The following is a 15,142-nucleotide window of genomic DNA, read 5'->3' on the forward strand; positions in this document are numbered from 1 at the left end:
GTGGCGCCCCGGCCCCGCCTAGGATTGCTCGCCATGAGCCATGTCCTGTCTGCCGTCGCCTGGCCGTACACCAACGGCCCGCGCCACATCGGCCACGTGGCCGGTTTCGGTGTGCCCTCCGACGTCTTCAGCAGGTACATGCGGATGGCAGGGCACGACGTCCTCATGGTCTCCGGCACCGACGAGCACGGCACGCCGATCCTCGTCCTCGCCGAGGAGGAGGGCCTGACGCCGCAGGAGCTCGTCGACAAGTACAACGCGGTCATCGCCCAGGACCTCGCCGACCTCGGCCTGTCCTACGACCTCTTCACCCGCACGACGACGCGCAACCACTACGCCGTCGTCCAGGAGATGTTCCGCCAGGTCCACGCCAACGGCTACATGATCGAGCAGACGACGCGGGGCGCCATCAGCCCGTCGACGGGCCGCACCCTGCCCGACCGCTACATCGAGGGCACGTGCCCGATCTGCAGCTTCCCCGAGGCGCGCGGCGACCAGTGCGACAACTGCGGAAACCAGCTCGACGCCGACGAGCTCATCAACCCGCGCAGCAAGATCAACGGCGAGACGCCGGAGTTCATCGAGACGCAGCACTTCTTCCTCGACCTGCCGGCCCTCGCCGGCGCCCTCGGCGAGTGGCTCGACGGACGCGAGGCGTCGGGCACGTGGCGCCCCAACGTCATCAAGTTCTCCAAGAACCTCCTCAAGGACGTCCGCCCGCGCGCGATGACCCGCGACATCGACTGGGGCATCCCGATCCCGCTCGAGGGGTGGGAGGGCAACCCGAGCAAGCGGCTCTACGTGTGGTTCGACGCGGTCATCGGCTACCTCTCGGCCTCCATCGAGTGGGCACGCCGGGTCGGTGCACCGGAGCGCTGGCGCGAGTGGTGGAACGACCCCTCGGCCGTGTCCTACTACTTCCAGGGCAAGGACAACATCACCTTCCACAGCCAGATCTGGCCGGCCGAGCTGCTCGGCTACGCCGGGCACGGTGACAAGGGCGGCGAGCCGGGGGAGTACGGCGTGCTCAACCTGCCGACCGAGGTCGTGGCCTCCGAGTTCCTGACGCTGGAGGGCAAGCAGTTCTCGACGAGCCGCAAGCACGTCATCTACGTCCAGGACATCGTCGCCCGCTACGGACCCGACCCGATCCGCTACTTCATCTGCGCGGCCGGGCCGGAGAACCAGGACGCCGACTTCTCCTGGGCCGAGTTCGTCCAGCGCAACAACAGCGAGCTCGTCGCCGGCTGGGGCAACCTCGTCAACCGCACGGCCGCGATGATCGCCAAGAACTTCGGCGAGATCCCGAGGGCGTATGCCGTCGAGCCCGTCGACGAGGAGCTGCTGGTTGCCGTGCGGGGTGCGTTCGCGACCGTCGGCGCCTCCCTCGAGCGGCACCGGCAGAAGGCCGCCCTAGCCGAGGTCATGCGGGTCGTGGGCGAGGCCAACGCCTACGTCTCGAGGACCGAGCCGTTCAAGCTCAAGGGCGACGACCAGCGCGAGCGGCTCTCCACCGTGCTCCACACGCTGGCCCAGGCCGTCTCAGATATCAATACGCTGATCTCACCGTTCCTGCCTCACGCGGCGAACCGCGTCCACGCCGTCCTCGGCGGTGCGGGCGAGTTCATGCCGATGCCTCGTCTGGAGGTCGTCCCCGACCTCGACGACGACGCCCGGAGCTACCCGGTCATCACCGGCGAGTACTCCTCGACGCCGCGGTGGGAGTCGCGGCCGGTCGTCGTCGGGACGCCCGTCGCGAAGCCCTCCGGCGTCTTCGTCAAGCTCGACGCCGAGCAGGTCATCGAGGAGGAGCGGGCCCGTCTCGGCGACAGCGCGCCGGGCGGCACGCGGCACCACTCCGACCCCCTCGCGGCGCCGAGGATGGGCAAGCCGAAGGGCGGAGCCGGTGCCGACGGCGACGCGGCCGGCAGTGCCGCCTCCGACGAGGCGCCGACCGCATGACCCCGCACGCGTCGGGGCAGCGGGGCCTGCCGGAGACGGCGCCCGACCCGCTGCCCATCGACGTCGTGGACAACCACGTCCACCTCGACATCACGCGCGAGGGCGACGAGCCGTTCGACGTCGCCGACGCGATCAAGGCCGCCCGGGCGGTCGGTGTGACGCGGCTCGTCCAGGTCGGGTGCGACCTCGACGGGATCCGATTCACCATGGATGCCATCGAGGCACATGACGAGCTCGTCGGTGGAATCGCCCTGCACCCCAACGAGGTTCCCCGTCTCGCGGCGGCTGGGCGACTCGACGAGGCCTACGCCGAGGTCGAGCGGTGCGCGGTCCACGACCGCATCCGCGTCATCGGCGAGACCGGTCTCGACTACTTCCGCACCGGCCCCGAGGGCGTCGCCGTCCAGCAGGACGGCTTCCGCTGGCACATCGGCCTCGCCAAGCGCCTCGGCAAGGCCCTGCAGATCCACGACCGCGACGCGCACGCCGACGTGCTCCGGATCCTCGAGGAGGAGGGGGCGCCCGAGCACACGGTCCTGCACTGCTTCTCCGGCGACCTGACGATGGCCCGTGAGTGCGTCGAGCGCGGCTACTACCTCAGCTTCGCGGGCACCGTCACCTTCAAGAACGCGCGCGGCCTGCGTGACGCGCTGACCGCGATCCCGCTCGACCGTGTCCTCGTCGAGACCGACGCCCCGTACCTCGCGCCCGCCCCGCACCGGGGCGCGACCAACGCCTCGTTCCTCGTGCCCGTGACCATCCGGGCGATGGCCGCGGTGCTCAACATCGACGTTCCGGCGCTGTGCCGTGCCGTCTCGGACAACAGCGAGCGGGTCTACGGCCCGTGGGGTGCGGAGCGAAACGGGCAAAGCGCCTAGCGCACCGCAGAACGTCCCGTCCACCGACCCCGGTCTCCGTTACCGAAATTTGACCTCTCCACGGTGTGTCGGTCACTGTTGACGACTGTTGGCCGGTTGCCACCCCGCATCGACCTCCTTCCGACGACGTGAGGAGGACGGATCGAGAGCGCGTTGCACCCGGGTCGTTCGACGTTCGGAGTGTTTTGATTTCTCGCAACGCCAAGATCCTGGCCGCCGCTGGCGCGGCCGTCGTCCTCACGGGTGGCGCCGTCGGCGCGGCCCAGCTCGACAAGGCCGTCAACCTCTCCGTGGACGGCACGGCCAGCTCGGCCCACGTCTTCGGCAGCACGGTCGGCGACGTCCTCGACAACCAGGGGATCGCGGTGAAGCCGGGCGACGTCGTCGTCCCCGCCGTGGACGCCCCCATCAGCGACGGCGACACGATCACCGTCAAGTACGCACGCCTGCTGACCCTCACGGTCGACGGCAAGACCCGCCAGCTGCGCACCACCGAGACCACGGTCGACGGCGCGCTCCTCGCGCTCGGTCTCCGCGGCGAGGGTGCCCGCCTGTCGGTCTCGCGTTCGCAGACCATCGGTCGTCAGGGTCTGGCCGTCACGGTCGTCACCCCGAAGGCCGTCACGGTCACCGTCGACGGCAAGACGACGACGAAGACCATCGCCGCCGCCACCGTCGGCGAGGCGCTGACCCAGCTCGGTGTCCGCCTCGGCAAGACCGACAAGGTCAACCCGCCGGTCACGACCCGCCTCACGTCGGGCGCCAAGGTCGCGGTCCAGCGCGTGCAGACGAAGGACAAGAAGGTCAACGAGGCCATCGCCTTCGGCACGACGAAGAAGAAGACGAGCGACCTCTACACCGACCAGACCAAGGTCTCGCGTGCCGGCGTCACCGGCGTGCGCACCGTCACGGTCCGCAGCACGGTCGTCGACGGCAAGGTCGTCTCCACCAAGGAGATCTCCTCGAAGGTCACCAAGGCCCCCGTCGACCGCATCCTGCTCGTCGGCACCAAGGACCGCCCGGCCGCCGCGCCGAGCACCACGAGCACCGGCAGCACCGGCGGCTCGAGCTCGGGCGCCGGCATCAACCTCGCCCGTGCCGCCATGTGGGACCAGATCGCCCAGTGCGAGTCCGGTGGCAACTGGCACATCAACACGGGCAACGGCTACTACGGCGGCCTGCAGTTCCTCACGTCGACGTGGCTCGGTGCCGGCGGTGGCGACTTCGCCCCGCGTGCCGACCTCGCGTCCCGCGAGCAGCAGATCACCGTGGCCAACCGGCTCTACGCGTCGAGCGGCACCTCCCCCTGGTCGTGTGCCTGACCCAACCGCGCAGCGCCAGCACCGCTCGACGAGGCCCCCGACCAGCACGGTCGGGGGCCTCGTCCCGTCGAGTGGCCCCGCCGTCGCACGAGCGAGCCGTCCCACCGCGTCGAGTGGCCCCGCCGTCGCACGAGCAAGCCGTCCCACCCCGTCGAGTGGCCCCTGAACCCCACCTGTGACTAGCCCCCGCTGGGACCAGTGGGGTTCCGGGGCCACTCGAGTGCCTGGGGGACCGAGCACCCGGGCGCAGGCGCGCGGTGCCCGGGCGCGGGGCGGCCGGCCACGCGGCATACGCCATCAGCCGTTGCGCCATAGGGTGGGCGCATGAGCAAGAAGGACGCGCCGGACGTCGACGATGCCGCGCTCCTCGGACCGGCGCAGGTGCGTGAGCTCGCCGAGCGGCTCGAGGTGCGGCCGACGAAGCAGTGGGGCCAGAACTTCGTCGTCGATGCCAACACGGTGCGCAAGATCGTCCGGGTCGCCGGCGTCGGCCCGCACGACGTCGTCGTCGAGGTCGGTCCGGGCCTGGGCTCGCTCACCCTCGCGCTCCTGCCGGTCGTCAAGCACGTCACGGCCGTCGAGGTCGACCCGCGGCTCGCGGGCGCGCTCGAGGAGACGGTCCGCACGCTCCAGCCGGAGAACGCCGACAAGCTGCGCCTCGTCGCAGCCGACGCCCTCACCATCACAAGGCTGCCCGGACCCGACCCCACCGCCCTCGTCGCCAACCTGCCCTACAACATCTCGGTGCCGGTCGTGCTCTCCTTCCTCCAGCACTTCCCGACGATCGAGCGCGTCCTCGTCATGGTGCAGCTCGAGGTCGCGGAGCGGCTCGCGGCCAAGCCGGGCAGCAAGATCTACGGCGTCCCCAGCCTCAAGGCCGCGTGGTACGCCGACGTCGAGCTCGCCGGACGCGTCGGGCGCAACGTCTTCTGGCCCGCACCCAACGTCGACTCCGGCCTCGTCGCGCTGCGCCGGCGCAAGCCGCCGAAGACGACGGCGAGCCGCGAGGACGTCTTCCGCTGCATCGACGCGGCGTTCCTCCAGCGGCGCAAGGCCCTGCGAGGTGCCCTCGCGTCGTGGGCGGGGTCCGCGGACGCCGCCGAGCAGGCGCTCCTCAGGGCCGGCGTCGACCCCCGCACCCGTGGTGAGCAGCTCGACATCACGACCTTCGCGCGTATCGCGGAGGCCCGGCCGGAGGGCGTGGGTCCCGCCCAGCCGCGCGCACGCCGTCGGGCCCGTACGTCCTGAGCCCGGCTGGTCGGCCCATAGGGTGGGCGCATGACTGTCGCTCCGACCCTGCCCGGCGCGGTGACCGTGCGGGTCCCGGCCAAGGTCAACCTCGAGTTGCGCGTCGGTCCCCGGCGTCCTGACGGCTTCCACGCGCTCGCGACCGTCTACCAGGCGGTCTCGCTGCACGACGAGGTCTCCGTCGCGCGCTGGGACGAGTGGCAGGTCGTCGCCGCGGGGGCGTACGCCGACCGCATCCCCACCGACGGGGACAACCTCGCGGTCCGCGCCGCCCGTCTCATCGCTGACCGGTGGGACGTCGACGAGTGCCTCTCGATCCGCATCGACAAGGACATCCCGGTCGCGGGCGGCATGGCCGGCGGCTCCGCCGACGCCGCGGCTGCGCTCGTCGCCTGTGACCAGCTGTGGGGCCTCGGTCTCGACCGGGACGAGCTCGCCGAGCTGGCGGCCACCCTCGGCAGCGACGTGCCGTTCATCCTGTCCGGGGGCAACGCCATGGGCTCGGGCCGGGGAGAGCAGCTGGCTCCCGTGCTCGCGCGCGGCACCTTCCACTGGGTCTTCGCCATCAGCGACACCGGACTGTCGACCCCGGAGGTGTATGCCGAGTGCGACCGCCTGCGCGAACGTGACGGCATCGACGTGCCCGAGCCCCAGGTCAGCTCCGAGCTGATGGCGGCGCTGCGCTCGGGTGACCCCGCCCTGCTCGGTGCGGCCCTGCACAATGACCTCGAGCCGGCCGCCTTCTCGCTGCGGCCGCAGCTGCGCGAGCTGCGTGACGCGGGCGTCGAGTTCGGCGCGCTCGGCGGAATCGTGTCGGGCTCGGGCCCGACCGTCGCCTTCCTCACCGAGAGCCACGAGGCCTCGCTCGACCTGTCGGTGTCGCTCGCGGCCTCCGACCTGTGTCGCGACCTGCGCCGCGCCAAGGGCCCGGTCCACGGCGCGCACGTCGTCGCCACCCCTCGCCACGCCGACTGAGCCGCGGGGGGCTCGACGGCGGGGCTCCGCGCTCACTGACGCCGGAGCGCTGCAGCGCCCCTGAGCCGGACCGGCGCTGCTGTGCGTGACCGGCATCGCTGAGCGGGATTCGGCGGCCGCCCGCGCAGGCCGTAGGGTCAGTCAGCGATGGCAAACCTGATCTCCCTCGAGCGCGTGTCGCTCGTCTTCGGCACGTCCCACGTCCTCGACGACGTCAGCCTCGGTGTCCTCACGGGCGACCGCATCGGCGTCGTCGGCGTCAACGGCGGAGGCAAGTCGACGCTGCTGCGCGTCATGGCCGGCCTGCAGGAGGCCGACTCCGGCCGCATCACCAAGCAGGGCGGCGCCGACGGCATCCGCATCGGCATGCTCGCCCAGGAGGACGCGCTCGACCCCGAGTGGACGATCCACGAGGCCGTGCTCGGCGACCTGCCCGAGCACGTCTGGGCCGGCGACCCCCGCATCCGCGACGTGCTGACCGGGCTGCTCGGCGGCATCGACGCCGAGAACGTCGGCGGCCTTGACAGCCGGGTCGGCCCGAAGTCCGGTGGCGAGCGTCGCCGCCTCGCGCTGGCCCGCCTGCTCGTCTCGGACCCCGAGCTGCTGCTTCTCGACGAGCCGACCAACCACCTCGACGTCGAGGGCGTCGCCTGGCTCGCCGACCACCTCGCGACGAAGCGGCCGCGGCCCGGCAACGCCACCGTCGCGATCACCCACGACCGCTGGTTCCTCGACGCCTACGCGACGAACACGTGGGAGGTCGAGGGCGGCAAGGTCAGCGCCTTCGAGGGAGGGTATGCCGCGTACGTCCTCGCGAAGGCCGAGCGGGACCGCCTCGCCGGGGTCGTCGCCGACCGTCGCTCCAACCTCATGCGCAAGGAGCTCGCCTGGCTGCGCCGCGGTGCGCCGGCACGCACGAGCAAGCCGAAGTTCCGCATCGACGCGGCCAACGCGCTCATCGCCGACGAGCCGGCCCCGCGCAACAGCGTCGAGCTCGCGTCGTTCGCGAGCCGTCGCCTCGGCAAGGACGTGCTCGACCTCGAGGACGCCACCGTGTCGGTCGGCGAGCCGCCCCACGAGCGCCGCCTGCTCGACCACGTGACGTGGCGGCTCGCGCCGGGGGAGCGCATCGGCATCGTCGGCGTCAACGGCGCCGGCAAGTCGACCCTGCTGCGCGCGCTGACGGGCGAGATCCCGCTCGACGGCGGCCGGCGCAAGATCGGCAAGACCGTCGCCATCGCCCACCTCACGCAGGAGGTGCGCGAGCTCGAGCGCTTCGAGCAGTGGCGTGTCATCGAGGCCATCGAGGACGTCAAGCAGTGGACGACCTTGGGTGACAAGGAGATCAGCGCCAGCCAGCTCGCGACGCGTCTCGGCTTCCCGGGTGGTCGCCAGCAGTCGAGGGTCGGCGACCTCAGCGGTGGGGAGCGACGACGGCTCCAGCTGACCCGGCTGCTGCTCACCGAGCCCAACGTCCTCATCCTCGACGAGCCGACCAACGACCTCGACATCGAGACGCTGACCTCGCTCGAGGACGTCCTCGACGGCTGGGCCGGCACCCTCGTCGTCGTCTCGCACGACCGCTACCTGCTCGAGCGGGTGGCCGACAAGCAGCTGGCCCTGCTCGGCGACGGCAAGGTGCGCGAGCTGCCCGGCGGCGTCGAGGAGTACCTCCGGCTCCGCACGGCGGACATCGCGGCCCGGGTCGCGCGAGCGGCTGCGACCCCGGCCGCGAGCGGTGGCTCGGCTGCCGCGTCGAGCGGGCCGGACGGCATACGCCCCCAGTCGGCGACGACCGCGAGCCCGGCCGAGGTGCGCGAGGCGCGCAAGTCGATGGCGCGCATCGAGAAGCAGCTCTCGAGGCTGCAGGACCGCGAGGAGCGCCTGCACGGCGACATGGCCGAGAAGGCCACGGACCCTGCGGCGCTCGCCGACCTCAACGCCAAGCTGCAGTCCGTCGTCTCCGAGCGCGAGGAGCTCGAGCTCGAGTGGCTCGAGGCCGCCGAGATCGTCGGCTGACCCGCGCCGGACGCTCTTGAAAGTATCTTGATGTCAAGATACTTTGAGGGCATGGAAATGTTCCTGCACCACGTCCAGGTGTCCGGTCCGGCCGGTTGCGAGGACGCCATGCGCGCCTTCTACGTCGGCGTGCTCGGGATGACCGAGGTCGCCAAGCCTGAGCGGCTCCGAGCGCGGGGCGGCGCGTGGTTCCGAGCCGGCACGGCCGAGGTGCACGTCGGCATCGAGGACGGTTTCGTCCCCGCCCGCAAGGCCCATCCCGGCATCGCGGTCGGCGACGTCGAGGCCCTCGCCCGCGTCGTCGAGGCCGCCGGCGCGCCGGTCACGTGGGACGAGAACATCCCGGGTCTGCGCCGATTCCACACCGCTGACCCCGTCGGCAACCGGCTGGAGTTCCAGCAGGCGAACCGGTGAGCGCGTGAGGGCCTCAGCCGTGCGGGTCGCGACGCGTCTCGCGCGTCTCGAGCGGAGCCAGCATGCGCCGCAGCAGCCCGGCGAGCTGTGCGCGGTCGGTCGCCGACAGCTCCGAGAGCAGCGACTTCTCCTGCTCGATGAGGTCGGCCATCGCCGAGTCGACGACGTCACGTCCCGCCGTCGTGAGGCGCACCAGGACGCCCCGACGGTCGCCCGGGTCGGGGCGCCGCTCGACGAGGCCGCTGCGCTCGAGGCGGTCGACGCGGTTGGTCATCGTGCCCGAGGTGACGAGGGTCTGCTGCACGAGCTGCCCGGGCGACAGCTCGTAGGGCTCGCCCGCACGTCTCAGCGCCGACAGCACGTCGAACGCCCAGCCGTCGAGCAGGTGCTCGGAGAACGCCGAGCCGCGCGCGAGGTCGAGGCGGCGCGCCAGCCGCGACACCCGAGAGAGCACCTCGAGCGGCGACACGTCGAGGTCGGGGCGCTCCCGGCGCCAGGCCGCGACGATCTCGTCGACGTCGTCGGCAGGCCTGCGGTCGGCGCTCATGGTCTCAACTGTAGTCGCCGTCAAGACTCTTGACATCGAAAGAAAGCGAGGACGACATGACCGAACCCAGCACCCCGCCCGCAGGCGCTGCCGAGGGCGCTGCCGAGGACGCCGCGGATCGGCCCGTGGCGCCCGGCACGGCCTCCCGCTCGGCCGACTCGGCCTGGGACCCGCGGCAGTATGCCGTCTTCGCCGGTCACCGTGGCCGCCCCTTCGCCGACCTGCTGGCCCGCGTCGACGCCGACGACCCCGCCCTCGTCGTCGACCTCGGCTGCGGTCCCGGCGAGCTGACACTCGGGCTCGCCCAGCGGTGGCCGCGTGCACGGGTCGTCGGCGTCGACAGCTCTCCCGAGATGCTCGCGCGCGCCCGGGCCCTCGACGCCGACGGGCGCGTCGAGTGGGTCGAGGCGAGCGCCGAGGACTGGGACCCCACCGAGTCCGGCGGGTCGGTCGACGTGCTCGTCACGAACGCGACCCTCCAGTGGGTGCCCAGCCACCTGCGCCTCATCCCCTCCTGGCTCGAGAGCCTCGCGCCCGGAGGCACGTTCGCCATGCAGGTGCCCGCGAACTTCGACGCGCCGTCGCACCGCCTCATGCGCGAGGTCGCCGCACGCCACCCGCGCGCCGACGACCTGCGCCCGGGCCTCGACCGTGCCCAGGCCGTGGCCCGCCCGGAGACGTATGCCGCCCTCCTCCTCGACCGCACCGACGCCGTCGACGTGTGGCAGACGACGTACCAGCACGTGCTGAGCGCCGAGCCCGACGGCCCGCACCCGGTGCTCGAGTGGGTGCGGGGCACAGGTCTGCGGCCGGTGCTCGGCGTCCTCGACGGCGACGAGCGCGACGCGTTCGTCGCGGACTACGAGGCCGAGCTCGAGACGGCATACCCGCGTCGTGCGTTCGGCGTCCTCTTCCCCTTCACGCGCACCTTCGCCGTGGCGCGCACCCCGCGCTGAGGCAGTCTCGGCTCACGGCGCCGCGTCGCCGCGGTGCCGCTCCTGGGCGACGACCTCGGCGAGGTCGGCCAGACGCCGGCGCTGCTGCAGCGGCCGGGCCATCCGGTGGTTGCCCTCGAGGCGCTCGGCGTTGCGGTCGAGATAGGACCAGTAGCCGGCGGTGAAGGGGCACGCGTCGTCGCCGACCCGCTTCTTCGGGTCGTAGCGACAGCCGCCGCAGTAGTCGCTCATCCGGTTGACGTAGGCGCCACCCGACACGTAGGGCTTCGTCGCCATCGCGCCGCCGTCGGCGTGTTGGCTCATCCCGACGACGTTGGCCGGCATGACCCAGTCGTAGCCGTCGACGAACCGGGTCTGGAACCACTCGGTCAGCGCGTCGGGGTCGTAGCCGCGCTGCGCCGCCCAGTTGCCGAGCACCATGAGGCGTGGGATGTGGTGCACCCAGCCGCGGTCGCGCACCCCCTCCATCGCGTCGTGGAGGCAGGCGGCCTCGACGGCCTCGGCGTCGAGCCGGTCGAACCAGTCGGGCAGCGGCGTCCGGGCCTGCAGGCTGTTGCGGCGGCGGTAGGTCGGGCCGAAGTGCCAGTAGAGGTGCCAGACGTACTCGCGCCAACCGATGACCTGGCGCACGAAGCCCTCGACGGACGCGAGGGGTGCGTCGCCGTCGCGGTAGGCCTGCACGGCCCGGTCGGCGACCTCGACGGGGTCGAGGAGCCCGAGGTTGAGCGGCACCGACAGTAAGCTGTGCGCCATCGCCCAGTCGCCGCGGAGCATCGCGTCCTCGTGCGGCCCGAAGCTCCCCAACCGGTGCGTCACGAACCGCTCGAGCGCGGCGAGGGCCTCGCGACGCGTCACGGCGAAGAGGCGAGGCCCGTCGACGCCGGTGGGGGAGACGTGCCCCGCACGCGTCCACCGGTCGAGGTCGTCGCGCACCTTGGCGTCGATGTCGTCCTCACGCGGCCGGTAGGGCGCCGGCACGTCGAGGCGCTCCGCTCCCTTCGGAGGGGGCTCGCGGTTGTCCTCGTCGAACGACCACCGGCCACCGACGGGCCGGTCTCCCTCGACGAGCAGGTCGAGGCGTTGGCGCTGGAAGCGGTAGAAGTCGTCCATCCGCAGCCGGCGCCGACCGCCGGCCCACCGGGCGAACTCCTCGCGGGGCAGGCTGTAGCCCGGCGTCGGGTCGACGGACTCGACCATCCCGGACGCGACGAGGCGACGCACGAGGCGCTCGGCGGCATACGACGTCGGCTCGTGGACCCGCACCGGCTCGCCCAGCTCGCGCAGCGCCTCGGTGTAGCTGTCGGTGCGCAGGAGCACGGCGGAGTCCCCGAGCTCGGCGGCCCGGTGGCGCAGCGCCGAGAGCACGAGGTGCAGCTTCTGGCGGTGGAACGGTCGACGCCCCAGCGCCCGGCGGCTCTCGACGAGCAGGACGCCGTCCCGACCGACGTCGAAGTGCGGGCCGAGCTGGTCGGCGAAGAGCCAGCGCCTCGTCATCGGGTCGGTGGCGTCGTCAGGGGCGTCGTCGGCGGCACGGACCCATCATGACCGAGGCCTGCGACAGTCGTGAGGGCCGACGGCGGCGCCGCGTCGCCGGGTAAACCCGGGGTCTTGCGGCGGTAAGGCCGGGGTCTCGTCGGTGTCGGCCGTCTCGCCCGGGAAGAAAATCCCCGTCAATTTCCGGCATTTCGACCCATTTCGGAAAACCGTGTCATGAAATGGGTCTCGGCACGTCATACAGATGACGGCACCGCAGGGGTCTCCCGCTTGGTCAGGGGAGGGAGTGGCCCCTACGGGTTGTCTTCGGTGGTGCCGTCAGGTTTCGTCCTTCCGCGTGGTTTCGTGGAGGGGATCATTCGGAAGGACGAAACCTGCCCACCGCGTGTCGGCGCAGGCCCCGGGTGGGGTCTGCGCGCAGGGCCCGGTCCGGACCGGTTCGTCCCGATCGCGCACACGCCCGCGTTCCGACTCGACGCCCGCCCCGCTGCTTGGCAGACTGGCCCGCACCGGGGCAGTAGAAGGGCGAAAGGGTGTCGGCAGACGCGACCTTGTGGTCGAGCGAGGCATGGGCCTCGGCCCCTGACGTGTACCTCCTCGTCCGGACCCGCGAAGGCTCCGCCGAGGCGTTCGGTGAGCTCTGGCGCCGTCACCTGCCTGCCGCGTATGCCGTCGCCGGGCGTCACCGCGGCCGCTCAGCCCCGGAGGACATCGTCGCCGAGGCTGCCGCTCGCGTCCTCGCGCTGATCCGCGACGGCAAGGGTCCCGACGAGCACTTCCGGGCGTACTTCCTGTCCGCCGTGCGGTCCGTCGCGATCGACCAGGGCCGCCGCGACCTGAGGGTCGTGCCCACCGAGGCCGACGACCTCGAGGACCTCGCCGACCCGGCGGAGGACCCCTTCGAAGGACTCGCCACCGACGACGAGGGGCTCGCGCTCGTCCGTGAGGCCTTCGCGGGTCTCTCCGAGCGCGACCAACGGGTGCTGTGGCACACGACCGTCGAGGGGGCGGCGCCGCGCGCGGTCGCGCCGGCACTCGGCATGACCGCCAACGCCGTCAGCGTCCGGGCCATGCGGGCCCGGGAGTCGCTCCGAGCGCTCTACCTCGACGCCCGGGCCGAGCGCGGTCTGGCCGCTGCCGACACCGACGAGTGCCGGTGGACCGTGAGCCACCTTGGCGCCCTCGTTCGCGGGCGGCTGCCCAAGCGGCAGACCGAGCGCGCCGAGGCCCACGTCGCCGGCTGCCCGCACGCCGCGGCCATCGCGGCCGACCTGCGCGTCATCCACGACGGCTTCCCGGCTCTCATCGTGCCGCTCGCGCTCCTGGCCGGGCTCGGCACGCCCGGCTTCGTCAGCGTCGCCGCCGTCGTCGGTCTCTCCGGTGGCGCCGGCGTGGCCGGCCACGCCGGGTTCGCCGGGGGCGGAGGTGCGCAAGCACTCCGTCCGGTGAGCTCGGGGCAGCCGGCGCCGTCCTCCTCCTCCTCCTCCTCGTCGTCGTCGGCCGCCGGGTCGGGTGCCGACGTCGTCGCCCAGGTGGCGAGCCGGGTCACCGGGCTCGTCGCCGGTCTCGCGGTCTCGGCCGGGGTCGCGGGCGCGCTGGCCCTGCCCGGCGCCTCGGTCGCGGCGCCCTCGGCGACGGTCGTGCCGCCTCCGGCTGCGCCCACCTCGAGCGCGATGTCCCGCGCCGTCCCCGGAGCCGTCCCTGGTGCCGTGCCCGGGGCGTCGCCGCGCGCCGTCGTCACACCAGGTGCGACGTCCCCGGCCGGCCTGCCCACCCGGACCATGAGCGCCTCGACCGTCCCGTCGGCCGTTGGTCCCGCGACCTCGTCCGGCGGCGCCGTCGTCGACTCGGGCCGCACTCCCTCGACGGTGGGCGGCACCCCCGTGCCGCCGGGCGCGACGCCCGCGGACAACGGCGGCACGGACCCGGCGCCGCCGGCTCCGCCGTCGGGCACGGGTCCCGGCCGGCCGACGACCCCGCCGCCTGCGCCGCCGACGACGACGCCGCCGGCTCCGAGCCCGACACCACCACCGACCACGACACCCCCGGCACCTGAGCCGGGTGGCGTCGCGCCCACCATCACGGTCCGCCTCGTCTCCGGGAGCGACCCGGCGCGCATCTCCGTGCGCGTGCGCTCCCAGGTCGAGGGCTCGATGACGGTGCGCATCAGCAACGTGTCCGGCTCCGGATCGCTCACGGTGCGCAACTCGAGCTGGACGTGCACCCCGACGACCACCTCGGCGGTGCGGTGCACGGGGAGCCGCGGCCAGGCCTTGCTCGAGCAGTCCGGCACCGGCGCGGTCCAGCCCGTCGTCGTGCGCGTCACCGACGCTGCCGGGGACACCTGGACCGAGACCCTCCGCCCCACCTGACCCCCACCCCGTCGAGTGAGCGCCCGACCACACTCGAGTGAGCGCCCGGCCACAGTCGAGTGGTGCCGTCGTCCCATCCGTCACATGGGGTGTGGGACGGGGCGCTCACTCAAGTGGGGCGCGTGTGGGGCGGGGCGCTCACTCGTGTGGGGCGGTGGTGGGTCAGCGGTGGGGGACCGTCACGAGCCGGGGCGTGCGGTCGAGGCCCGAGAGGCCGTTCCAGGCGAGGTTGACCAGGTGCGCCGCGACCTGGTCCTTCTTGAACTTGCGCCGGTCGAGCCACCACTGCCCCGTGAGGGCCACCATCCCGACGAGCATCTGCGCGTGGATCGGTGCCGACTTCGGGTCGAGGCCGCGCTGCTTGAACTCGGCGGCGAGCAGGTGCTCGACCTGGACCGCGACGTCACCGAGGACGCTCGCGAACGACCCGGTCGACTGCCCCGGGGGCGAGTCGCGCACGAGGATGCGGAAGCCCGACGGATCCCTCTCGATGTAGTCGAGCAGGGCCAGCGTGGCCCGCTCGAGCAGCACCCGCGCCCCTTCCGGCTCCTCGAGCGCCGCGCCGATGCCGCCCATCAGCGCCTGGATCTCACGGTCGACGACGACGGCGTAGAGGCCCTCCTTGCCGCCGAAGTGCTCGTAGACGACCGGCTTGGAGACGCTCGCCTTGGCGGCCACCTCCTCGACCGTCGTCGCCTCGAACCCCTTGTCGGCGAAGAGCTTGCGGCCGACGGCGATGAGCTGCTCGCGGCGCTCCGGGCCCGTCATCCGGGCGCGCGGGCGGGAGCGGTCGGCGCGGTCTGGTCGGTCGGCGGTCACGCCGCCATTGTGCCTGTCGCGGTGCCGTCGTCCGCGACGGACGAGGCCGCACCCGACTTTCTTGCCGAATCCCGTCATGAAACGCCCCCCGAACACGTCTATGTCATTGGTAGGGAGGAGGCGGCTCGCGCCGGGC

General features: G+C 72.6%; 12 protein-coding genes. 9 read left to right on the forward strand and 3 right to left on the reverse strand.

The annotated features are described in order from the left end of the window. The first annotated feature begins 33 nt into the window (after positions 1–33). The 7 genes from metG (at position 34) to ACSSS0_RS16195 (ending at position 8,818) form a co-directional block, all read left to right on the forward strand. A complete protein-coding gene (metG, locus tag ACSSS0_RS16165; protein ID WP_487228790.1) occupies positions 34–1,962 on the forward strand; it encodes a methionine--tRNA ligase in 1,929 nt (642 codons plus the stop codon). Then, the gene (locus ACSSS0_RS16170) at positions 1,959–2,840 is read left to right on the forward strand and encodes a TatD family hydrolase (RefSeq protein WP_487228791.1); all 882 of its coding nucleotides are present in this window, start codon (positions 1,959–1,961) and stop codon (positions 2,838–2,840) included. The genes metG and ACSSS0_RS16170 overlap by 4 nt, the downstream gene beginning before the upstream one ends. Before the next feature lie 185 nt (positions 2,841–3,025). Further along, complete coding sequence (locus ACSSS0_RS16175; protein WP_487228792.1) at positions 3,026–4,162, forward strand: resuscitation-promoting factor; 1,137 nt, start codon at positions 3,026–3,028, stop codon at positions 4,160–4,162. Between the two features lie 324 nt (positions 4,163–4,486). Further along, entirely contained in the window at positions 4,487–5,410 is a 924-nt protein-coding gene (rsmA, locus tag ACSSS0_RS16180) for a 16S rRNA (adenine(1518)-N(6)/adenine(1519)-N(6))-dimethyltransferase RsmA (RefSeq protein WP_487228793.1), read from the forward strand. A 30-nt stretch (positions 5,411–5,440) separates the two neighbouring features. Next, positions 5,441–6,385 carry a 4-(cytidine 5'-diphospho)-2-C-methyl-D-erythritol kinase gene (locus tag ACSSS0_RS16185; RefSeq protein ID WP_487228794.1) on the forward strand — a complete coding sequence of 315 codons (945 nt, stop codon included), beginning with the start codon at positions 5,441–5,443 and terminating at the stop codon, positions 6,383–6,385. A gap of 147 nt (positions 6,386–6,532) precedes the next feature. Beyond that, positions 6,533–8,404, forward strand: coding sequence for an ABC-F family ATP-binding cassette domain-containing protein (locus ACSSS0_RS16190; RefSeq protein ID WP_435986930.1), 1,872 nt, complete (start codon positions 6,533–6,535; stop codon positions 8,402–8,404). Between the two features lie 51 nt (positions 8,405–8,455). Further along, a complete protein-coding gene (locus ACSSS0_RS16195) occupies positions 8,456–8,818 on the forward strand; it encodes a VOC family protein (RefSeq protein ID WP_487228795.1) in 363 nt (120 codons plus the stop codon). Positions 8,819–8,831: 13 nt separating this feature from the next. Here ACSSS0_RS16195 and ACSSS0_RS16200 read toward each other — a convergent pair whose 3' ends face one another. Continuing rightward, complete coding sequence (locus ACSSS0_RS16200) at positions 8,832–9,365, reverse strand: MarR family winged helix-turn-helix transcriptional regulator (RefSeq protein WP_435986928.1); 534 nt, start codon at positions 9,363–9,365, stop codon at positions 8,832–8,834. A 56-nt stretch (positions 9,366–9,421) separates the two neighbouring features. Between ACSSS0_RS16200 and ACSSS0_RS16205 the strand changes: the two genes are divergently transcribed. Then, the gene (locus ACSSS0_RS16205) at positions 9,422–10,321 is read left to right on the forward strand and encodes a methyltransferase domain-containing protein (protein ID WP_487228796.1); all 900 of its coding nucleotides are present in this window, start codon (positions 9,422–9,424) and stop codon (positions 10,319–10,321) included. A gap of 12 nt (positions 10,322–10,333) precedes the next feature. Here the strand turns inward: ACSSS0_RS16205 and ACSSS0_RS16210 are convergent, their stop codons facing one another. After that, positions 10,334–11,815, reverse strand: a complete 1,482-nt coding sequence (locus tag ACSSS0_RS16210) for a cryptochrome/photolyase family protein (RefSeq protein WP_487228797.1) — start codon at positions 11,813–11,815, stop codon at positions 10,334–10,336. Between the two features lie 587 nt (positions 11,816–12,402). On the opposite strand from ACSSS0_RS16210, the gene ACSSS0_RS16215 reads away from it, so the two are divergent. Further along, the gene (locus ACSSS0_RS16215) at positions 12,403–14,187 is read left to right on the forward strand and encodes a sigma-70 family RNA polymerase sigma factor (protein ID WP_487228798.1); all 1,785 of its coding nucleotides are present in this window, start codon (positions 12,403–12,405) and stop codon (positions 14,185–14,187) included. A gap of 162 nt (positions 14,188–14,349) precedes the next feature. On the opposite strand, the gene ACSSS0_RS16220 is transcribed toward ACSSS0_RS16215, so the two are convergent. Then, complete coding sequence (locus tag ACSSS0_RS16220) at positions 14,350–14,955, reverse strand: TetR/AcrR family transcriptional regulator (RefSeq protein WP_487231218.1); 606 nt, start codon at positions 14,953–14,955, stop codon at positions 14,350–14,352. Positions 14,956–15,142 lie beyond the last annotated feature (187 nt).

The organism is Terrabacter sp. R4-6, assembly GCF_057529065.1.